The organism is Erwinia pyrifoliae DSM 12163 (assembly GCF_000026985.1).
GTDB classification, from domain to species: domain Bacteria; phylum Pseudomonadota; class Gammaproteobacteria; order Enterobacterales; family Enterobacteriaceae; genus Erwinia; species Erwinia pyrifoliae.
Genome location: NC_017390.1, coordinates 3,089,956 through 3,111,577, shown reverse-complemented (window position 1 = coordinate 3,111,577; position 21,622 = coordinate 3,089,956). Strand labels below are relative to the sequence as shown.

The window sequence follows — 21,622 nt, the reverse complement described above, 5'->3', positions numbered from 1 at the left end:
TAGATTATTCTTAATGGAAATAGATGTTGGCAACTGAATCAGTCAGGCAAAAGCGTTAACGTGTTCAGGCCCGGCTGATAAAAGGCGATTAGCCAGGCCCGTCTGGCATCAGCCACGGTAGACGCATCCGGCGGTGCAGGTCTCTTTTACCATGACCGCGCTTAACAGCGGCAGGGCAGGTTTCATCTGCTGCCAAATCCATTCTGCCAGCACTTCACTGGTCGGGTTTTCCAGACCGGGAATATCGTTAAGATAGTAGTGATCCAGCCGGTCATAAATCGGCTTAAATGCGCTTTTGATCTCGGAAAAATCCATTACCCAGCCGGTATGGGGGTTCACTTCGCCAGTAATTTCCAGCCGGATCATAAAGGAGTGTCCGTGCAGGCGGCCGCACTTATGTCCGGCTGGCACATGCGGTAAAAGGTGCGCGGCTTCAAATTGAAATTCTTTAAATAGCGTGGTTGCCATGATCCCGGTCTCTGTAAAGGTCTTAAAAAACGCTGCAGGATACCGTAAAAGAGCTTTTTTCGCACCCGTTTACCGGCCAGATGCCGTGAGATAAAGAATGGCGAAATATTTATTTTTTAACTGTTTGAAAAATAATATTAAAATCAATCTGTTTTGCCGCTAACGCTTACCCGAAAAACCGTTTAGTCATTTTGGTTATGAATTAGTACCAACCCTTATTTAAGGGTTGTTATGCTTACCTTTACCCTGTTGCTATAGATCTCAGACTCTGGAACTTTTGACGCAATGACGACTCAGGCACCTTTAAATATGCTTCCGCTTAATCCGGATCAGCTCGCCCGCCTGCAGGCGGCGACCGGTGATTATTCCCCCATGCAGCTGGCCTGGCTTTCCGGTTATTTCTGGGGCATGGTCAACCCGGCATCGGGTGCGGTAGCCGCCGCTGCGCCAGCAGCAGCCGAAGTGCCGGCGGTCACCATCCTTTCTGCTTCCCAGACCGGTAATGCCCGCCGTCTGGCTGAACAGCTGCGCGACGACCTGCTGGGTGCAAAGCTCAACGTCAGCCTGGTCAATGCCGGTGACTATAAGTTCAAACAAATTGGCCAGGAAAAACTGCTGGTGGTGGTCACCTCCACTCAGGGCGAGGGGGAGCCGCCGGAAGAAGCGGTGGCACTGCATAAATTCCTGATGTCGAAGAAAGCGCCAAAGATGAACGCCAGCGCCTTTGCGGTGTTTGGCCTTGGCGATACGTCGTATGAATTCTTCAGCAAGGCCGGTAAAGATTTTGACAGCAGGCTGGCCGAGCTGGGCGCTGAACGCCTGCTGGAGCGCGTTGATGCAGACGTAGAGTACGCTGCTGAGGCGCAGGCCTGGCGCTTACAGCTAACCGATATTCTAAAAGCACGCGTTCCGCAGGCGGGCTCGTCTCAGATGACGGCTGCCGCAGCGGGCAGCATCAACGCCATCTCCAGCAGCCCGTACAGCAAAGAAGCACCGCTTAGCGCCAGCCTGGCGGTTAATCAGAAAATCACCGGTCGCCATTCCGTTAAAGATGTACGCCACATCGAAATTGACCTTGGTGATTCCGGGCTGCGCTATCAGCCGGGCGATGCGCTGGGAGTCTGGTTTGAAAACGATGCGGCGCTGGTACAGGAGCTGCTGCAACTTCTCTGGCTGAAGGGCGATGAGCCGGTGACGGTGGATGGCCGCTCCGTGCCGCTGGCGCAAGCGCTGCAAAAACATTACGAACTGACGGTAAATACGCCGCAGATCGTCGAACAGTATGCCAGGCTCTCACGTAATGAGGCGCTGCTGGCGCAGATAGGCGATAAGAGCGCTTTACAGCACTATGCGCAGAACACGCCTATCGTTGATATGGCGCGTTATGCCCCGACCGAACTGAACGCGGAACAGTTAACCGGGCTGTTGCGCCCGCTCACGCCGCGCCTGTACTCCATTGCCTCCTCGCAGGCGGAGAACGAAAACGAAGTCCATATCACCGTAGGTGCCGTGCGTTTTGAGATCGAAGGCCGCGCCCGAGCCGGGGGCGCTTCCAGCTATCTGGCCGACCGTCTTAGCGAAGATGCAGAGGTGCGCATTTTCATCGAGCACAATGACAACTTCCGCCTGCCGGCCGATCCACAAACCCCGGTGATTATGATTGGCCCCGGCACCGGGATCGCCCCGTTCCGTGCCTTTATGCAGCAGCGCGACAGCGAAGGGGCTGGCGGCAAGAACTGGCTGTTCTTTGGTAATCCGCACTTTACCGAAGATTTTCTTTATCAGGTCGAGTGGCAGCGCTACGTCAAAGACGGTTTGCTGACCCACATTGACTTAGCCTGGTCGCGTGACGGGCAGCATAAGGTCTACGTACAGGACAAAATCCGTGCTAATGGCGCAGAGCTGTGGCGCTGGATTGAAGAGGGCGCACATATTTATGTCTGTGGCGATGCCAACCGCATGGCCAAAGACGTTGAGCAGGCATTACTGGAAGTGGTAGCCGAATTTGGTGCAATGGACATCGAAGCGGCAGATGAATTTTTAAGCGAGCTGCGCATTGAGCGCCGTTATCAGCGAGATGTGTACTAATGAGCGATGAAAAATATCCAGGCCCACTGGTGGTTGAAGGCAAGCTGGTCGACGCCGAACGCCTGAAGAAACAAAGCAACTATTTGCGCGGTGGCATTGCTGAAGACCTGCATGACGGGCTGACCGGCGGCTTTAACGGCGACAACTTCCTGCTGATCCGCTTTCACGGCATGTACCAGCAGGACGATCGCGATATCCGCGCCGAGCGTGCCGAACAGAAGCTGGATGCGCGTCATGCGATGATGCTGCGCTGCCGCCTGCCGGGCGGGATCATGACGCCAAAACAGTGGCTGGCCATCGATAAATTTGCCAGTGATAACACCATTTACGGCAGTATCCGTCTGACCAACCGTCAGACGTTCCAGTTCCACGGCATCCTGAAGGGCAACGTCAAACCGGCTCATCAGATGCTACACGAAGTCGGGCTGGACGCGCTGGCCACCGCTAACGACGTTAACCGCAACGTGCTGTGCAGCTCGAACCCGATTGAGTCCGAACTGCACCAGGAAGCGTATGAATGGGCGAAGAAGCTCTCCGAGCATCTGCTGCCGCGCACCCGCGCCTATGCAGAGATCTGGCTTGATAAGGAAAAAGTGGCCACCACGGATGAAGAGCCGATCCTCGGTGAAACCTATCTGCCGCGTAAGTTCAAAACCACGGTAGTGGTGCCGCCGCACAATGACGTTGACCTGCATGCCAATGACATGAACTTTATCGCCATTGCCGAACAAGGCAGGCTGGTCGGTTTCAACCTGCTGGTTGGCGGCGGTCTTTCAATCGAACACGGTAATAAAGCCACCTTTGCCCGAACCGCCAGCGAGTTTGGCTATCTGCCGCTAAGCAAGATCCTCGACGTGGCTGAAGCGGTGGTGACCACCCAGCGTGACTGGGGCAACCGCACCGACCGTAAAAATGCGAAAACCAAATACACCCTTGAGCGCGTGGGGCCGGATGTCTTCAAGGCAGAAGTGGAACGCCGTGCCGGTATCACCTTTGAGCCGACCCGGCCGTATGAATTCACCACCCGTGGCGATCGTTTTGGCTGGGTGAAGGGCATTGATAATCAGTGGCATCTGACGCTGTTTATCGAAAACGGCCGCCTGCTGGACTATCCCGGCCGCCCGCTGAAAACCGGACTGGCAGAAATTGCCAAAATCCACCGGGGCGACTTCCGCTTAACCGCGAATCAGAACCTGATTGTTGCCGGGGTGCCGGAGGCAGAAAAAGAGAACATTGAGCGGCTGGCGGTGGCGCACGGCCTGATGGAAAACGTCAGCCACCAGCGTGAAAACTCCATGGCCTGTGTGGCATTTCCGACCTGCCCGTTGGCGATGGCGGAAGCGGAGCGTTTTCTGCCGCAGTTTGTCACGCGGGTGGAAGAGATCCTGACCGCGCACGGCGTGGGCGATGAGCATATCGTTTTGCGCGTAACGGGTTGCCCTAACGGCTGTGGCCGTGCGCTGCTGGCGGAAATCGGCCTGGTGGGCAAAGCGCCGGGGCGCTATAACCTGCATCTTGGCGGTAACCGCATCGGGACGCGCATTCCGCGTATGTATCGCGAAAATATCAACGAAGAGCAAATTCTGGCTATCCTTGATGAGCTGATCGACCGCTGGTCACAAGAGCGATATGCGGATGAAGGCTTCGGTGATTTCACCCTCCGCGCCGGGGTGGTGCAACCGGTACGCGATCCGGCTCGTGATTTCTGGCAATGACGGAGGCATAAGATGGCAGTTCTCGATCTCTCTGCACTGAACCAACTTCCCAAGGTTGAGCGCGTAATGGCGCTCGCCGAAATCAACAATAAGCTGGATAAGCTTTCCGCCGAGGAACGGGTGACCTGGGGGCTGGAGAATCTGCCTGGCCAGGCGGTATTAACCTCCAGCTTTGGCATTCAGGCGGCGGTGAGCCTGCATCTGGTGACGCGCCAGAAGCCAGATATCCCGGTGATCCTCACCGATACCGGTTACCTGTTCGCGGAAACCTACCGGTTTATTGACCAGCTGACGGAAAAGCTCGATCTTAACCTACAGGTGTTCCGCGCTGCGCAAAGTCCGGCGTGGCAGGAAGCTCGCTACGGCAAGCTATGGGAGCAGGGGGTAGAAGGCATTGAGCGCTACAACCAGATCAACAAGGTGGAACCGATGAACCGCGCGCTGGAAACGTTGCAGGGCCAGACGTGGTTTGCCGGACTGCGCCGCGATCAGTCCGGCAGCCGTGCGCACCTTCCGGTACTGGCCGTCAAAAAAGGCGTTTTCAAACTGCTGCCGATTATCGACTGGGATGACCGTCAGGTTTACCGGTATCTGCAACAGCATGGCTTGAGCTACCACCCGCTGCGGGAGCAGGGCTATCTGTCGGTCGGCGATACCCACACCACGCGCAAATGGCAGCCGGGCATGGCGGAAGAAGAAACCCGCTTCTTCGGCCTGAAGCGCGAATGCGGCCTGCACGAATAAGTCTGCTACCAACGGGCGGGCTGAAACAGCGGCTCGTTCTTGATGTTCAGATCCCCGTTAGCGCGGAAAACGCATCGGCAGAGCGGGTGATATTGACTTTGGTCACGTCATAGCTGGCTACGGCCTGAAAAGGATCTTCCGCCAGAATGGCATCAAGCCGTGCGCGATCCATCTCCTTTACCATGATCATGCCGCCCGTGCGCGGCTCTTTGCGCCCGGCGCTGATAAAGACGCCATCGGCAAAATAGCGATTAATCCACTCAATATGCGGTTCCAGCAGACGGTTAACTTCGTCCATTGGGCGGGTATAGCTAAGCAAAACAAGATACATAACGACTCCAGAGGTTAACAGATAGCAATGCCATCGGCAGCAGCGGCCAGCGCAACAACGCTATTTATTCTGCGCAATTCGCTAAAGGGTACGGCGGTCGACTGAGGTTATCAGCCAGATATTTTAAACTGACCGCGATAAACCGGCGAAGTATTTTGCGGGCGCGCCCGCTGCCCGAATGCTAACAATATCATCTGTTAAGCACATTTTGTTCTCAGCTTTCCCATCACGTTATTCCATTCGGTAACTACTCATTCCAATTAGTCATTTCATAACCCTTCAGCCGGACACGTATAGTCCCTTTCAAGCTTATGTAATTAAGAAGGTTCGCGTGGATTATCTCCCTCTTTTTGCTGATATCAGACACAAGCCGGTGCTGGTGGTGGGCGGTGGCGACGTGGCTGCACGCAAAATCGAACTGCTGCGCCGGGCCGGAGCGCGGGTACAGATTGTTTCACGCGAGCTGTGCGAAGAGCTGGCCGCACTGGCCGAGAGCCACCGCGTTGAATGGCTGGCCACCGCCTACCGGCCAGAGCAGCTCGGTAGCGTATTCCTGGTGATTGCCGCCACCGATAATGCTGAACTCAACGGGCAGGTTTATCAGGATGCCACCGCTCGCCATCTGCTGGCCAACGTGGTGGACGACCAGCCGAAATGCTCGTTTATCTTTCCTTCCATCGTTGACCGCTCCCCGCTGGTGGTGGCTATCTCTTCCAGCGGCACCGCGCCGGTGCTGGCGCGTCTGCTGCGCGAAAAACTGGAGGCGCTGCTGCCTGCTAATCTCGGCCAGATGGCGCAGATCGCCGGGCAGTGGCGCGACAAGGTCAAAGCGCGCTTCTCGATGATGTCCGATCGCCGTCGCTTCTGGGACAAAGCCTTTAACGGGCTGTTCGCCAGCCAGGTGGCATCGGGCAATGTCGATGAAGCCAAACGCACGCTCGACAGTCAGTTAACCGATGTGGAAACGCCCCAGGGAGAGATCATCCTTGTCGGTGCCGGCCCGGGGGACAGCGGGCTGTTGACTCTGCGCGGACTACAGGTGATGCAGCTGGCGGATGTGGTGCTGTATGACTACCTGGTCAGTGATGAAATTCTGGACTTAGTGCGGCGTGATGCCGACCGCATCTGCGTGGGCAAGCGCGCTAACGCCCATAGCGTACCGCAGGAAGAGATCAACCGCATGCTGGTAGAGCTGGCGCAGCAGGGCAAGCGCGTGGTGCGGCTGAAGGGCGGAGACCCGTTTATCTTTGGCCGTGGCGGTGAAGAGCTGCAGGCGGCGGCGGCGGCGGGCATCCCATTTCAGGTGGTACCCGGCGTGACCGCAGCTGCCGGTGCTACCGCCTACGCCGGCATCCCGTTGACCCATCGCGACTATGCCCAGAGCGTGCTGTTTGTTACCGGGCAGTGCCGTGCCGACGGTAACGGCACCGACTGGCCTTCGCTGGCGCGTGCGCGACAAACGCTGGCGATCTATATGGGTGCTATGGCCGCAGGGGATATCGCCGACCAGCTGATGACGCACGGGCGCGATCCGCTAACGCCCGTCGCGGTGATCGGTCGTGGAACCCGTCAGGACCAACAGGTACTGACCGGCACGCTGCAACAGCTCGGCGAGCTGGCACAAAATGCCCCAACCCCTGCGCTGTTAGTGATTGGCGAAGTGGTCAATCTGCATCAGCAGCTGGCATGGTATCAACATTCAGCGCAGCAGGACGGACGCCAGTCCCCCGTTGTGAATTTGGCTTGAGGAAAAATGATGGATCAAAAACGACTTACTCACCTGCGTCAGCTGGAGGCGGAAAGTATCCATATTATCCGCGAAGTGGCGGCAGAGTTCGCCAATCCGGTGATGATGTACTCCATTGGCAAAGATTCATCGGTGATGCTGCATCTGGCGCGTAAAGCCTTTTATCCGGGGACGCTGCCATTCCCGCTGCTGCATGTGGATACCGGCTGGAAATTCCGCGAAATGTACGCATTTCGCGACCGCATGGTGAAAAATATTGGTGCCGAACTGCTGGTTCACCGCAACCCGGAGGGCGTGGCGATGGGCATTAACCCGTTCGTGCACGGCAGCGCCAAACACACCGATATCATGAAAACCGAAGGGCTGAAGCAGGCGCTGGACAAGTATGGTTTTGATGCGGCCTTCGGCGGCGCACGCCGCGACGAAGAAAAATCCCGCGCCAAAGAGCGTATCTACTCTTTCCGCGATCGCTTCCACCGCTGGGACCCGAAAAACCAGCGCCCGGAGCTGTGGCACAACTACAACGGTCAGGTGAACAAAGGCGAAAGCATCCGCGTATTCCCGCTCTCCAACTGGACCGAGCTGGATATCTGGCAGTACATCTTTCTGGAAGATATCGAAATTGTGCCGTTGTATCTGGCCGCCCCGCGCCCGGTACTGGAGCGAGACGGCATGCTGATGATGATTGATGACGATCGCATCGACCTGCAGCCGGGTGAAGTCATTGAACAGCGTATGGTGCGCTTCCGTACCCTCGGCTGCTGGCCGCTTACCGGGGCGGTAGAGTCGGAAGCGAAAACGCTGCCTGGCATTATCGAGGAGATGCTGGTTTCCACCACCAGCGAGCGCCAGGGGCGAATGATAGACCGCGATCAGGCCGGCTCGATGGAGCTGAAGAAACGCCAGGGTTATTTCTAAGGAGCCGCCATGAACAACATTATTGCACAACAGATTGCCGACCAGGGCGGAGTGGAAGCCTGGCTGCACGCACAGCAGCATAAAAGCCTGCTGCGTTTTCTCACCTGCGGCAGCGTCGATGACGGCAAAAGCACCCTGATTGGCCGACTGCTGCACGATACGCGGCAGATTTATGAAGACCAGCTGTCATCGCTGCATAACGACAGCAAACGCCACGGTACTCAGGGGGAAAAGCTGGACCTGGCATTACTGGTGGACGGGCTACAGGCCGAGCGCGAGCAGGGCATCACCATTGACGTGGCGTATCGCTACTTCTCTACCGAAAAGCGCAAATTTATTATCGCCGATACGCCAGGCCACGAGCAGTACACGCGCAATATGGCGACGGGCGCATCAACCTGCGATCTGGCGATCCTGCTGATCGATGCGCGTAAAGGCGTGCTCGATCAAACCCGCCGCCACAGCTTTATCTCGACGCTGCTCGGCATTAAACACCTGGTGGTGGCAATCAATAAAATGGATCTGGTCAACTACAGCCAGGCCACCTTTGAGCAGATCAAACAGGATTATCTCGATTTCGCTACGCAGCTGCCGGGCAATCTGGATATTCGCTTTGTGCCGCTGTCGGCGCTGGAAGGTGAAAACGTTGCCGCGCCGAGCGGCCATATGAGCTGGTACAGCGGCCCGACGCTGCTGGACGTGCTGGAAACCGTTGAGGTGCAGCGCGTGGTCGAGCAGCAGCCGATGCGCTTCCCGGTGCAGTACGTTAACCGCCCAAATCTGGATTTCCGTGGCTATGCGGGAACGCTGGCATCCGGCAGCGTGCAGGTGGGGCAACGGGTGAAAGTGCTGCCTTCGGGCGTCGAGTCGGGCATTGCGCGCATTGTCACCTTTGACGGCGACCTGCAACGGGCTGCCGCCGGGGAAGCGATCACCCTGGTGTTGAAAGATGAGATCGATATCAGCCGTGGCGACCTGCTGGTGGATGCTGGTGCAGAACTGACGCCAGTACGCGCTGCTGCGGTTGACGTGGTGTGGATGGCTGAAAAGCCGCTGACGCCGGGGCAAAGTTTCGATGTGAAAATCGCCGGTAAGAAAACGCGCGCGCGCGTAGAAAACATTCAGCATCAGGTGGAGATCAATCATCTGACGCAGCATAACAGCGCAGAACTGCCGCTGAACGCGATAGGCCTGGTCGATATCGTCTTTGATGAGCCGATGGTTCTTGATAGCTATCAGCAGAACCCGGTCACCGGCGGCATGATTTTTATCGATCGCCTGAGTAACGTGACCGTGGGAGCCGGGATGATCCGTCAGCCGCTGGCAGAAGAGATTTCCGCCGGTAGCGCAAACTTCAGTGCTTTTGAGCTGGAACTGAATGCGCTGGTTCGCCGTCACTTCCCACACTGGAATGCCCGCGACCTGCTGGGCGGTAAATAGCATGGCGCAACATGATGAAAACGTAGTGTGGCACGCGCACCCGGTAAGCCGGGAGGCGCGTGAGCGGCTGCACGGTCATCAGGGCGTGGTGCTGTGGTTTACCGGGCTGTCGGGGTCCGGTAAGTCTACCGTTGCCGGGGCGCTGGAGCAGGCGCTGCATCAGCTTGGCGTCAGCAGCTATCTGCTTGATGGTGATAACGTGCGCCACGGCCTGTGCCGCGATCTTGGCTTCAGTGATGACGACCGCAAAGAGAACATTCGTCGGGTTGGCGAAGTCGCGCGGCTGATGGCGGATGCCGGGCTGGTAGTACTGAGTGCATTTATCTCCCCCCATCGCGCCGAACGCCAGATGGTGCGCGATATGCTGGGTGAAGGGCGCTTTATCGAAGTGTTCGTTGACACGCCTTTGTCGATTTGTGAAGCGCGCGATCCGAAAGGGCTTTATAAAAAGGCACGGGCGGGAGAGCTGCGTAACTTCACCGGTATTGATGCGGACTATCAGGCTCCTTTACGTGCCGATATTCGTCTTGATGGCCAACAATTGGTAACACATTTAACCGGTAAAATATTAGATCTGCTGCGTCAGCAAGATATCATCAAACCCTGAGCTAACTTTGGTCTATCGCCCGTTAACGGGCGTGATGAGCAGGCGCGGCGGTGTTGAACTGCCCAGCCTGAAATTTAACGGGGTATCTATGCAAAATGCAACCTCCATTCAGGCAGATAAACACCAACGCCAGCAAAAAGAAACGTCATGGTTCCTTCCCGGTGGCGTGGCGGGCTTTGTTGCCTGGTGGATAGCGTTGGCAATCCCGTTAATGATGTACGGCTCAGGCACTCTCTTCTTGTTTTTTCTTTATACCTGGCCTTTCTTTCTTGCATTGTTGCCGGTATCGGTGCTGGCAGGCGTTGCCATCAGCGCGCTGCTGCGCGGTCAAGTGATCTGGACGGCGCTGGTCACCACTCTGCTAGCCATCTCCCTGTTCTGGCTATTGTTCTGTCTGTTATCCAGTTGGTAACGCTGTCCTCAGCGATAAACAAACGCATCGCCGCGTGACAAGATTTTGCACAGCCGACCTCAAATCCAGCCAAAGTCTGCTCCTTTTCGCCGCATTTTCACGTCGTTTTTGCTCAGTCACGTTCAATTTTATCTTCAGAGTGGAGTCGCACGAAAAGTTATGGGATGATTGAGCCGTTTCGCAGGGGGCGGGGATGGGAAAACTTACGCTGCTGTTACTTGTGCTTTTGGGCTGGCTGCAATATTCGCTCTGGCTGGGCAAGAACGGCATACATGACTACACGCGTGTTAACGATGATGTTGCTTCGCAGCAGGGCGCTAACGCCAGGCTTAAAGCGCGTAACGATCGTCTGTTTGCTGAAATCGACGACTTAAATGGCGGTTCGGAAGCCATTGAAGAGCGCGCACGCAATGAGCTGGGGATGATCAAACCCGGCGAGGCTTTCTATCGCCTTGTGCCGGATCAAAACAGACGCAACGCGCAGCAGGCACGGGTGCCAGCCGGTAATCGCCATTATGAATAAAATCATCTCTTTACCAAACGTGATTGCCGTGGTGCCCGCAGCGGGCGTGGGTAGCCGTATGCTGTCCGGCTGCCCGAAGCAGTATCTCACCCTCTGCGGCAAAACCATTCTGGAACATAGCCTGCATGCGCTGCTGGCGCACCCGGCGGTCAATCGGGTGGTGGTGGCTCTCAGTCCACAAGATAGCCATTTTCATCAACTGCCCATCGCCCGGGATGCGCGCGTCTCCACGGTGACGGGCGGCCTCCAGCGTGCCGACTCGGTGCTGGCGGGCCTGCAGACAGCGCGGGACGCGCAATGGGCGCTGGTACATGATGCTGCGCGTCCCTGCCTGCATCCGGAGGATCTGGCCCGCCTGCTGGCTCTGACTGCCAGCAGTAAGGTTGGCGGCATTTTGGCGGCACCGGTGCGCGACACCATGAAGCGCGCCATCAGCGGCCGCAGCGATATCGATCATACCGTTGAACGTGAAGCCCTGTGGCACGCGCTGACGCCGCAGCTGTTTCCACTTGAGCTGTTGCGTGATTGCCTGCTGCGCGCGCTCGGTGAAGGTGCGAACATTACCGATGAGGCTTCGGCGCTGGAATACTGTGGCTATCACCCCGAATTGGTCAACGGACGTAGCGACAATCTGAAAGTCACGCGACCGGAAGACCTGGCGCTGGCGCAATTTTATCTGACCCAAAGACAGAGTTAATCAGGAGCGCAGAATGCGTATTGGTCACGGTTTCGATGTACATGCCTTCGGCGGCGAAGGCCCGCTGATTATTGGCGGCGTGCGAATTCCCTATGAGAAAGGCTTACTCGCTCACTCAGACGGCGATGTGGCGCTGCATGCGCTGACTGACGCGCTGCTCGGTGCGGCGGCGTTGGGCGATATTGGCAAACTGTTCCCCGATACCGATGAGGCTTACAAAGGCGCAGACAGCCGCGAACTGCTGCGCGAAGCGCTGCGCCAGATCGCGCAGAAAGGCTACCGCGTGGGTAACGTCGACGTGACGATTATTGCCCAGGCACCGAAAATGCTGCCGCACGCGCCGCAGATGCGCATCAATATTGCCGAAGATCTGGGCATTCATATGGACGAGGTCAATGTGAAGGCGACCACCACCGAAAAGCTCGGCTTCACCGGGCGCGGCGAAGGCATTGCCTGTGAAGCCGTCGCGTTATTGTTTAAGGCGTAACTGATGGATTTAACCCGTCAGGGCTGGCTGCACGGTAAACCCACTGCCAGCGGTGTACTTAAGAGTATTCCCGAAGATTTCGTGGTGATTGAAGATCTTGGTTACGCCCCGGATGGAGAAGGCGAACAGCTGCTGGTGCGCGTGCGTAAACAGGGCTGCAACACGCGTTTTGTTGCCGAGGCGCTGGCGAAATTTGCTGGTATCCCGGCGCGCGACGTCAGCTTTGCCGGCATGAAAGACAGGCATGCCGTCACCGAGCAGTGGTTCTGCCTGCGTCTGCCGGGCAAAGTGACGCCGGACCTGAACGGCTTTCAGCTGGAAGGGGTTGAGGTGCTGGAAAGCGCCCGCCATCGCCGTAAACTGCGCACCGGGGCACTGCAGGGCAATGCCTTTACGCTGGTTCTGCGTCAGATATCCGATCGGGACGCGGTGGAACACCGCCTGCAGCAGATTGCCGCCGACGGGGTGCCGAACTATTTTGGCAGCCAGCGTTTTGGTCATGATGGCAACAACCTGACGCTGGCGCAGCGCTGGGCGGCGGATGACATTCGCGTACGCGAGCGCAGTAAACGCAGTTTTATTCTGTCAGCCGCACGTAGCGCGATGTTCAATCAGGTGGTGAGCGACCGTCTGGCGCAGCAGGGTTCCCTGTGTCGGGTACTGGCCGGCGATGCGCTGCAGCTTACCGGGCGCGGTAGCTGGTTTGTTGCAGAGGCCGCCGAACTCGACAGCCTGCAGCAGCGCGTGGACAGCAACGAGTTGCGTATCACCGCGCCGCTGCCGGGTAGTGGCGAATGGGGTTCGCGTGACAAGGCGCTGGCCTTCGAGCAAAACAGCCTGGCGCATGAGGGCGCGCTTATCGCGTTGATGGATCGTGAGCGGGTCGATGCTGCGCGCCGTGCGATGCTGGTGATACCCCGCGACCTGATCTGGAGCTGGGCCGATGACGCCACGCTTGAGATGAACTTCTGGCTGCCGGCCGGCAGCTTTGCCACCAGCGTGGTAAGAGAACTGTTGGTCACTCAGAGCAGTTCCACCGCAGCAGACGAGTAGTCGTTCTCCGGCAGAGCCTGTGTCAGGCAGCAGGCTTTGCCGACGTGTTAGCGTTGATATTAGTCATCATTCTTTGTTCCCCCACGACGTCTGACAGCACCCGCATTACCTTCACAGCGGCAAATGCCAGGTCAGAGCAGGCTCCCCGCGCCGTTGTTAAATTCAATAGTAAGATAAGCCGCCATCCCTGCCATCTTTCTATTTACCAGATATTTACACCTACCACCTATCGCCGCATCCGGCTAAAATACGCCAATCGGTTCACACAGCGGTATGTATGAAAGCCATCATAGCCTCAACAGGTTAAGCTTCAGGATAAAATCCACTCTGGCTCCTGCTGTGGTTCATTAAATTCAACAAGTCAGGTATCAGATGCGCATATTGCTGAGTAACGACGACGGTATCCATGCTCCGGGCATTCAGACGCTGGCAAAGGCGTTGCGTGAATTCGCTGAAGTGCAGGTTGTCGCCCCGGATCGCAATCGAAGCGGAGCGTCAAACTCGCTGACGCTGGAAACGCCTCTGCGCACCTTTAATTACCCCAACGGTGATATTGCGGTACAGACGGGCACGCCCACTGACTGTGTTTATCTCGGCGTCAATACTCTGATGCGCCCGAAGCCGGATATCGTGGTCTCCGGAATCAACGCCGGCCCTAATCTTGGCGACGATGTTATCTACTCTGGAACCGTTGCGGCGGCGATGGAAGGGCGGCATCTTGGCCTGCCGGCGCTGGCGGTCTCACTTAACGGCTACCAGCACTATGACACGGCGGCGGCGGTAACCTGCTCCATCCTGAAAGCGCTGTTGCGTGAACCGTTACGTACCGGCCGTATCCTCAATATTAATGTGCCGGATCTGCCGTTGGAGCAGATTAGAGGGATCCGCGTCACTCGTTGCGGCAGCCGTCATCCCAGCAGTCAGGCTATCCCACAGCAAGATCCGCGCGGTAATACGCTGTACTGGATCGGACCTCCTGGGGAAAAGCTTGATGCCGGGCCTGATACTGATTTTGCTGCGGTTGATGAAGGCTATGTGTCAGTGACGGCGCTGCATGTCGATCTTACTGCCCATGCGGCGCAGGAGGTTGTCTCCTCGTGGCTGGAGAATGCCGGGGTCGCCAGGGAATGGTAAGTGGACGCATAGAGAGCCTGCTGGTGCAGTTGCGTTTGCAGGGCATTGATGACGAGCGGCTGTTACTGGCTATAGGTGACGTGCCGCGCGCGCGCTTTATTGATGAAGCCTTTGAACACAAAGCCTGGGAAAATACCGCGTTGCCGATTGGCAGCGGGCAGACAATTTCCCAGCCCTACATGGTGGCCAAAATGACCTCGTTGCTGGCGCTGACCCCGGCATCGCGCGTGTTGGAAATCGGCACCGGCTCCGGCTACCAGACGGCAATCCTTGCGCATCTGGCAGGGCATGTTTGTTCGGTAGAGCGCATCAAAGGGCTGCAGTGGCAGGCTAAACGCCGTCTGAAGCAGCTGGATCTGCACAATGTTTCCACCCGACATGGCGATGGCTGGCTGGGCTGGCCATCACGCGGCCCCTTTGACGCGATTATAGTGACGGCTGCCCCGCCGGAAATACCGGATGCCCTGATGTCACAGCTTGTTGATGGCGGGATTATGGTCTTGCCAGTTGGGGAAGAAAACCAGGTGCTGAAACGTATTCACCGTAAGGGCGATGAGTTTATTGTCGATACCATTGAGCCGGTGCGTTTTGTGCCGCTGGTGAAAGGCGACCTTGCGTGATCGCCACGGCGAGGATATTTGTACACAACTGTTTCATGGCACGCCGCCATTGATATTGTTAGTATCTGGCTCTGTTGCACAGCCTTATCGCTGCAATAAAGTTAATCATTATTTATTAAAGTATTGCCGTAATGGGGGAGTAAATCAGCATGGGAAGCCCGGTTTTTAAGTTGCGCCGTATAGCGGCCGTTTCACTGGTAGGATTTTGGCTGTCAGGTTGTTCCAGCAGCAACGATACTCAAGCCCCTATCAGTTCGGTTGGCGGAAATGGATCCGGCATGATGAGCGGCAATTCTGCGCCAACCGGCAATTCCGCCTCTGCGGGGAATTCCGTTCCCGTTAGCAGTGCCGGGGGGGACAGCACCGGTCATCTCGTTCGCCCGGCCCGCCCGCCCGTATCGAACAGCGGAATGAATGTTTCCTCGCCCGGCCAGCCCCAAAATGTGGTCAGTGAAAATGGTCGTATAATTTATAACCGTAGTTATGGGAATATTCCGAAAGGTAGCTACGGTGGTGACACTTATACGGTCAAACGTGGCGATACGTTATTCTATATTGCCTGGATTACCGGCAATGATTTCCGTGATCTGGCGCAACGTAATAACGTCGCTGCGCCCTACAGCCTCAACGTAGGCCAGCAGTTACAAGTCGCCAATGGTACGGGTACGCCGATCACCGGTGGCAATGCGGTAACGGCCGCTGACGCTACAGCGGCTGGCATAACAGCGTTACATAACGGCACGCAGATGAAAACGGCAACGGTTGCACACCAACCTGTTATTACGTATTCTGAGGACTCAGATACAATAAGTGAGGGCAAAATGCTGCCTTCATCCGGTAAAACTGTTGCAACGACGACAGTTCCGGTTGCCGTTCCGACCGTCAGCAGTACAACGGACAGCTCTACTCAGGTGGGAAGCTGGCGTTGGCCAACCGACGGTAAGATTATTGATAACTTCTCTGCTTCCGAAGGTGGCAATAAAGGTATCGATATCGCAGGATCGCATGGCCAACCCGTTGTTTCCACTGCTTCCGGGCGGGTGGTATACGCCGGTAACGCGCTACGCGGTTACGGTAATTTGATTATCATCAAACATAATGATGACTATCTGAGTGCTTATGCCCACAATGACACTATGCTGGTCCGTGAACAACAAGAAGTGAAAGCGGGTCAGAAGATTGCCACGATGGGCAGTACTGGCACGAGTTCTGTTAGATTACACTTTGAAATTCGTTACAAGGGGAAATCCGTAAACCCGTTGCGTTATTTGCCGCAACGATAATCCGGCAGAACCTTGCGGTTCTGCCCTGGGATCACGGGTAGGAGCCGCTTATGAGCCAGAATACGCTGAAAGTTAACGAGTTAAATGAAGACGCGGAATTCGATGAAAACGGAGCTGAGGTCTTTGATGAGAAGGCTCTTGTCGGAAATGAACCTGGTGATAACGATTTAGCTGAAGAAGATCTGTTATCTCAGGGCGCAACACAGCGCGTGCTGGATGCTACCCAGCTCTACTTGGGAGAGATTGGTTACTCTCCGCTGCTCACGGCTGAGGAAGAAGTCTTTTTTGCCCGTCGTGCACTCCGTGGTGATGTGCCTTCACGTCGCCGAATGATCGAAAGTAACCTACGCCTGGTGGATCCGTCAGACGATCGAACGGGCGATTATGAATCAAACCCGTACCATTCGTCTGCCAATCCACATCGTAAAAGAACTGAATGTTTATCTGCGCACCGCGCGTGAACTCTCGCATAAGCTCGATCATGAGCCAAGTGCGGAAGAGATTGCGCAAAAGCTGGATAAGCCTGTTGATGACGTAAGCCGGATGCTGCGCCTCAACGAACGCATTACCTCAGTTGATACGCCACTGGGCGGGGATTCTGAAAAAGCGCTGCTGGATATCCTGGCCGACGAAAAAGACAACGGCCCGGAAGATACCACCCAAGACGATGACATGAAGCAAAGCATCGTTAAGTGGCTGTTCGAACTGAACGCCAAGCAGCGTGAAGTACTGGCTCGTCGTTTCGGCCTGCTTGGCTATGAAGCGGCCACGCTGGAAGATGTGGGTCGTGAAATTGGTTTGACCCGCGAGCGTGTTCGTCAGATTCAGGTTGAAGGCCTGCGTCGTCTGCGTGAAATACTGCAGGGGCAGGGGTTGAGTATTGAAGCGCTCTTCCGTGAATAATAGCGTGAAGAACAGTGTGAAAGAATAACAGTCTGATTCATCAGTAATGCGTAAGGCGGTGACCATCCAAAAAGTCACCGCTTTTTTTATTGCCTTTTTTCCGGTGGGAAAGGCCTGCTTGCTGCCGTCAATGCTCTTTAGCGGTGGAGATAACAGGAGTGGCACGGCGAAGCAGCTTATCCGCAACCTTAACCGGGGCGCTACCGCCACCAGCGTTTTATCATGGGGAGTTTAGCAGGCGACCCTTCGGTCGCCCATTGTTTGACCGCACCGTATGACTTAAACCAGTGACTTCAGGCGGTAGATCCATTCCAGCGCCTGACGCGGTGACAAAGAATCCGGATCAAGTGCTTCTAACGCCTCGACCGCTGGTGACGTTTCCTCAACCAGCAGCGGCAGCTGAGAACCATCGGCTTTGGTACTGGCAGCGCTACCGGACAGCGCTTCCAGCTCCTTCAGCTTCTGGCGCGCTCGCTTGACAACGTCTTTGGGAACCCCGGCCAGTGCGGCTACGGCCAGGCCGTAACTCTTACTGGCGGCCCCCTCCTGCACGCTGTGCATAAAGGCGATAGTATCGCCATGCTCGACAGCATCCAGATGCACGTTCGCCACACCCTCAATTTGCTCAGGCAGGGTGGTCAGTTCGAAATAGTGTGTGGCAAACAGCGTCATGGCTTTGATGCGGTTGGCCAGGCTTTCGGCACAGGCCCACGCCAGCGAAAGACCGTCGTAGGTTGAAGTTCCTCGACCAATTTCATCCATCAGCACCAGGCTGTACTCGGTGGCGTTATGCAGGATATTGGCGGTTTCGGTCATTTCCACCATAAAGGTGGAGCGGCCGGAAGCGAGATCGTCCGCCGCACCTACTCGGGTGAAAATACGATCGATTGGGCCAATGGTCGCCTGATCTGCGGGAACGAAACTACCTATATAAGCCATCAGGGTAATCAGAGCGGCCTGACGCATATAGGTACTTTTTCCGCCCATATTGGGGCCGGTGACCACCAGCATACGGCGCTGGGGCGAGAGTGAAAGCGGATTGGCGATAAAGGGTTCTTTCAACACCTGCTCGACCACCGGATGACGGCCGCCAGTGAGCTTAATACCGGGGGTGTCGCTCAACGTTGGGCAGTGGTAATTCAGCGTCAAGGCGCGTTCAGCGAGATTACTCAATACGTCCAGTTCTGCCAGAGCAGAGGCGCTGTCCTGTAACGCTTCCAGATGCGGCAGCAGCATATCAAACAGCTGATCGTAGAGGTTTTTTTCCAGTGCAAGCGCTTTGCCTTTAGAAGTCAGTACCTTGTCTTCGTACTCTTTCAGTTCGGGAATAATGTAGCGCTCTGCGTTTTTCAGCGTCTGGCGGCGCACGTAGTGAATGGGAACCAGGTGGCTCTGACCACGGCTGACCTGAATGTAGTAGCCGTGAACACCATTAAAGCCAACTTTCAGCGTATCCAGCCCCAGCTTTTCCCGTTCGCGGATCTCCAAACGGTCAAGATAGTCGGTCGCCCCGTCGGCCAGCGCCCGCCATTCGTCCAGCTCCTGGTTATAGCCTGGGGCGATCACCCCTCCGTCACGAACCAGCACCGGCGGCGTTTCAATGATGGCGCGTTCCAGCAGCTCGCGCAGCTCGCTGAACTCCCCCATCTGACTACGCAAAGTTTGCAGGTGCGCATTATCACTGTTGACCAGCTCGCTATCCAGCAGCGGCAGCTGCTGGAAGGCATGACGCATACGCGCCAGATCGCGCGGGCGCGCAGTGCGTAACGCCAGACGTGCCAGGATGCGCTCAAGATCGCCGACCTGGCGCAGAAGCGGGGGCAGGTTGTCACTTAAATCCTGTAGGGCGCGGATGCTTTGCTGCCGCTGGGTGATCGTCTGCGTATTGCGTAACGGCATATGCAGCCAGCGTTTGAGCATACGGCTGCCCATTGGCGTTACGGTTTTGTCCAGCACCGAAGCCAGGGTGTTTTCGCTTCCTCCGGCGAGGTTTTGCGTGATCTCAAGATTACGGCGCGTCGCGGCATCCATAATGATGCCGTCCTGCTGGCGCTCCATGGTCAGCGAGCGGATATGGGGGAGCGAGGTTCGCTGGGTATCTTTAACGTACTGTAGCAGGCAGCCGGCGGCACGCAGGGCATGATGCGCCTGCTCCACGCCGAAGCCGCTAAGATCGCGCGTGGCGAATTGCAGGTTCAGCTGCTGGCGGGCGGTATCCAGTTCATATTCCCATAGCGGACGGCGGCGCAGACCACGACGATTCTCAATCAGCGCCATGGCGGCAAAGTCTTCCGGGTACAAGAGCTCTGCCGGGTTGGTACGTTGCAGTTCGGCAGCCATCGTTTCCAGGTCAGTCGGCTCAGCCAGGCGGAAGCGGCCCGAGCTGATATCCAGCGTGGCATAGCCAAAGCCGCGCGGGCTATGCCAGATGGCAGCCAGCAGATTATCCTGGCGTTCATTCAGTAACGCTTCATCGCTGATGGTGCCGGGAGTCACAATACGCACCACTTTGCGCTCGACCGGCCCTTTACTTAATGCCGGGTCACCAATCTGCTCACAGATAGCGACCGATTCACCGAGCTGCACCAACTTTGACAGGTAGTTCTCTACCGCATGATAAGGTACTCCCGCCATCGGAATGGGTTCCCCGGCCGATGCGCCGCGTTTGGTTAAGGAGATCTCCAGCAGCTGTGAGGCGCGTTTAGCATCATCATAAAACAGTTCGTAGAAGTCACCCATGCGGTAAAATAGCAGGATTTCGGGATGTTCCGCCTTGAGGCGTAGATACTGCTGCATCATCGGGGTGTGGCTAGAAAATTCCTTGTCAGTAGACTCTTTCATNTTGAATTTACTCATTTTTATGGCTTTAGACGTACTCAAGTGGCCCCATCTGAACCCGGTTAAACCCATCTAAATCCGAAAATTTGTATGCCATGTTGTATTNTGGCGACTATCCAGAATACAACATGGCACTTCTGGTATACATGAGGCAACANCCGCGAAGATGATTCTGAGTCAATCCATAGTAATCAAGAAGTTTTCTATAGAGACAAAACCAGAGTTTGATTCACATGGACGAATTATGTATGTGCCTGATGTATCGGATAAGCCGTATCTTATCACTGACAGCCACCGTGATTCACCCGTTGGCTTTGGTGTTAAGATCAGTGCTACAAAGAAGACCTATATCATTCAAAGAAGGGTTTGAAGTGGTTTACTGAATTTGGCCATCTGAACAGAGGTGATATGCTCACCTCAGAACAACACAGGTGCTCCAATGAAAAGAAGAAATTTTAGTCCTGAATTCAAACGTGAATCCGCTCAGTTGGTTGTTGATCAAAACTACACCGTCTCTGATGCCGCTAAGGCTATGGATGTCGGTCTTTCCACGATGACAAAATGGGTCAAGCAACTGCGTGATGAGCGGCAGGGCAAAACACCAAAAGCCTCTCCGATAACACCGGAACAAATCGAAATACGTGAGCTGAAGAAAAAGCTACAACGTATTGAAATGGAAAACGAAATATTAAAAAAGGCTACCGCGCTCTTGATGTCAGACTCCCTGAACGGTTCTCGATAATCGGGAAACTCAGGGCGCGTTATCCTGTGGCCACTCTCTGCCATGTGTTTGGGGTTCATCGCAGCAGCTATAAATACTGGAAAAATCGTCCTGAAAAACCAGACGGCAGACGGGCTGTGTTACGAAGTCAGGTACTTGAGCTACATGGCATCAGCCACGGTTCGGCCGGAGCAAGAAGCATCGCCACAATGGCAACCCAGAGAGGCTATCAGATGGGGCGCTGGCTTGCTGGCCGGCTCATGAAAGAACTGGGGCTGGTCAGTCGCCAGCAGCCGACTCACCGGTATAAGCGTGGCGGTCATGAACACGTTGCTATCCCGAATCACCTTGAGCGACAGTTCGCCGTAACAGAGCCAAACCAGGTGTGGTGCGGTGATGTGACCTATATCTGGACAGGCAAACGCTGGGTATACCTCGCTGTTGTTCTCGACCTGTTTGCAAGAAAGCCAGTGGGCTGGGCAATGTCGTTCTCGCCGGACAGTAGACTCACCATGAAAGCACTGGAAATGGCATGGGAAACTCGCGGTAAGCCCGCAGGAGTGATGTTCCACAGCGATCAGGGCAGTCATTATACGAGCAGGCAGTTCCGGCAGTTACTGTGGCGCTACCGGATCAGGCAGAGTATGAGCCGGCGTGGAAACTGTTGGGATAATAGCCCAATGGAACGCTTCTTTCGGAGTCTGAAAAACGAATGGGTGCCAGTGACAGGTTACGTAAGCTTCAGCGATGCGACTCACGCCATAACGGACTACATCGTTGGATATTACAGCGCACTCAGGCCGCACGAATATAATGGTGGGTTGCCACCAAACGAATCAGAAAATCGATACTGGAAAAACTCTAACGCGGTGGCCAGTTTTTGTTGACCACTT

At 55.9% G+C, this 21,622-nt stretch carries 19 protein-coding genes and 2 pseudogenes; 18 read left to right on the top strand and 3 right to left on the bottom strand.

Translation table 11 applies throughout. From position 1 onward, the window contains the following. Positions 1-108: 108 nt before the first annotated feature. Entirely contained in the window at positions 109-468 is a 360-nt protein-coding gene (gene queD / locus EPYR_RS14230; protein WP_012669070.1) for a 6-carboxytetrahydropterin synthase QueD, read from the bottom strand. 285 nt (positions 469-753) lie between these two features. Between queD and cysJ the strand changes: the two genes are divergently transcribed. From cysJ to EPYR_RS14215, 3 genes are read left to right on the top strand one after another with little or no spacing between them, the layout of a single operon-like run. Then, entirely contained in the window at positions 754-2,556 is a 1,803-nt protein-coding gene (gene cysJ, locus EPYR_RS14225; protein ID WP_012669069.1) for an NADPH-dependent assimilatory sulfite reductase flavoprotein subunit, read from the top strand. Continuing rightward, positions 2,556-4,271 (top strand): assimilatory sulfite reductase (NADPH) hemoprotein subunit, encoded by a 1,716-nt coding sequence (gene cysI, locus EPYR_RS14220; protein WP_012669068.1) that lies wholly within the window; start codon positions 2,556-2,558, stop codon positions 4,269-4,271. Before cysJ ends, cysI begins: the two co-directional genes overlap by 1 nt. A 12-nt stretch (positions 4,272-4,283) precedes the next feature. After that, entirely contained in the window at positions 4,284-5,015 is a 732-nt protein-coding gene (locus tag EPYR_RS14215; RefSeq protein ID WP_012669067.1) for a phosphoadenylyl-sulfate reductase, read from the top strand. A gap of 46 nt (positions 5,016-5,061) precedes the next feature. Here EPYR_RS14215 and EPYR_RS14210 read toward each other — a convergent pair whose 3' ends face one another. Continuing rightward, entirely contained in the window at positions 5,062-5,346 is a 285-nt protein-coding gene (locus EPYR_RS14210) for a YciI family protein (protein ID WP_012669066.1), read from the bottom strand. Positions 5,347-5,677: 331 nt separating this feature from the next. Here EPYR_RS14210 and cysG point away from each other — a divergent pair, with 331 nt between their 5' ends. The 13 genes and pseudogenes from cysG to EPYR_RS19495 all read left to right on the top strand — a co-directional run bounded on the left by cysG (position 5,678) and on the right by EPYR_RS19495 (position 17,170). Further along, positions 5,678-7,093 (top strand): siroheme synthase CysG, encoded by a 1,416-nt coding sequence (cysG, locus tag EPYR_RS14205; protein WP_012669065.1) that lies wholly within the window; start codon positions 5,678-5,680, stop codon positions 7,091-7,093. Positions 7,094-7,102: 9 nt separating this feature from the next. Then, complete coding sequence (gene cysD, locus EPYR_RS14200; RefSeq protein ID WP_012669064.1) at positions 7,103-8,011, top strand: sulfate adenylyltransferase subunit CysD; 909 nt, start codon at positions 7,103-7,105, stop codon at positions 8,009-8,011. Positions 8,012-8,020: 9 nt separating this feature from the next. Next, positions 8,021-9,451 (top strand): sulfate adenylyltransferase subunit CysN, encoded by a 1,431-nt coding sequence (gene cysN, locus EPYR_RS14195; RefSeq protein WP_012669063.1) that lies wholly within the window; start codon positions 8,021-8,023, stop codon positions 9,449-9,451. 1 nt (position 9,452) lies between these two features. Further along, the gene (gene cysC / locus EPYR_RS14190; protein ID WP_012669062.1) at positions 9,453-10,058 is read left to right on the top strand and encodes an adenylyl-sulfate kinase; all 606 of its coding nucleotides are present in this window, start codon (positions 9,453-9,455) and stop codon (positions 10,056-10,058) included. Positions 10,059-10,146: 88 nt separating this feature from the next. Further along, positions 10,147-10,470 carry a DUF3561 family protein gene (locus EPYR_RS14185; RefSeq protein WP_012669061.1) on the top strand — a complete coding sequence of 108 codons (324 nt, stop codon included), beginning with the start codon at positions 10,147-10,149 and terminating at the stop codon, positions 10,468-10,470. 193 nt (positions 10,471-10,663) lie between these two features. Next, positions 10,664-10,993, top strand: coding sequence for a cell division protein FtsB (gene ftsB / locus EPYR_RS14180; RefSeq protein ID WP_012669060.1), 330 nt, complete (start codon positions 10,664-10,666; stop codon positions 10,991-10,993). Next, a complete protein-coding gene (ispD, locus tag EPYR_RS14175) occupies positions 10,986-11,690 on the top strand; it encodes a 2-C-methyl-D-erythritol 4-phosphate cytidylyltransferase (protein ID WP_012669059.1) in 705 nt (234 codons plus the stop codon). Before ftsB ends, ispD begins: the two co-directional genes overlap by 8 nt. A 13-nt stretch (positions 11,691-11,703) precedes the next feature. Further along, a complete protein-coding gene (ispF, locus tag EPYR_RS14170) occupies positions 11,704-12,177 on the top strand; it encodes a 2-C-methyl-D-erythritol 2,4-cyclodiphosphate synthase (protein ID WP_012669058.1) in 474 nt (157 codons plus the stop codon). A 3-nt stretch (positions 12,178-12,180) separates the two neighbouring features. Beyond that, positions 12,181-13,230, top strand: coding sequence for a tRNA pseudouridine(13) synthase TruD (truD, locus tag EPYR_RS14165; RefSeq protein WP_012669057.1), 1,050 nt, complete (start codon positions 12,181-12,183; stop codon positions 13,228-13,230). Positions 13,231-13,602: 372 nt separating this feature from the next. Continuing rightward, positions 13,603-14,364 carry a 5'/3'-nucleotidase SurE gene (gene surE / locus EPYR_RS14160; protein ID WP_012669056.1) on the top strand — a complete coding sequence of 254 codons (762 nt, stop codon included), beginning with the start codon at positions 13,603-13,605 and terminating at the stop codon, positions 14,362-14,364. Beyond that, entirely contained in the window at positions 14,358-14,984 is a 627-nt protein-coding gene (locus EPYR_RS14155) for a protein-L-isoaspartate(D-aspartate) O-methyltransferase (RefSeq protein ID WP_012669055.1), read from the top strand. Before surE ends, EPYR_RS14155 begins: the two co-directional genes overlap by 7 nt. Positions 14,985-15,133: 149 nt before the next feature. Continuing rightward, complete coding sequence (gene nlpD, locus EPYR_RS14150) at positions 15,134-16,267, top strand: murein hydrolase activator NlpD (RefSeq protein WP_012669054.1); 1,134 nt, start codon at positions 15,134-15,136, stop codon at positions 16,265-16,267. A gap of 50 nt (positions 16,268-16,317) precedes the next feature. Beyond that, positions 16,318-17,170: pseudogene (locus EPYR_RS19495) on the top strand (sigma-70 family RNA polymerase sigma factor). Between the two features lie 279 nt (positions 17,171-17,449). On the opposite strand, the gene mutS reads toward EPYR_RS19495, so the two are convergent. After that, positions 17,450-20,011 (bottom strand): DNA mismatch repair protein MutS, encoded by a 2,562-nt coding sequence (gene mutS, locus EPYR_RS14130; protein ID WP_041474138.1) that lies wholly within the window; start codon positions 20,009-20,011, stop codon positions 17,450-17,452. A 163-nt stretch (positions 20,012-20,174) separates the two neighbouring features. Between mutS and EPYR_RS21425 the strand changes: the two are divergent. Together EPYR_RS21425 and EPYR_RS14120 are read left to right on the top strand one after the other, a co-directional pair. Then, positions 20,175-20,375 (top strand): annotated as a pseudogene (locus tag EPYR_RS21425) (integrase); the annotation flags it as partial. Positions 20,376-20,447: 72 nt separating this feature from the next. Beyond that, positions 20,448-21,616, top strand: a protein-coding gene (locus EPYR_RS14120) for an IS3 family transposase (RefSeq protein WP_104945030.1) whose coding sequence is annotated in 2 segments (ribosomal slippage) — positions 20,448-20,697 and positions 20,697-21,616 — 1,170 coding nt in all. Because the reading frame shifts where the segments join, the coding sequence is not laid out codon by codon here. Positions 21,617-21,622: the final 6 nt, after the last annotated feature.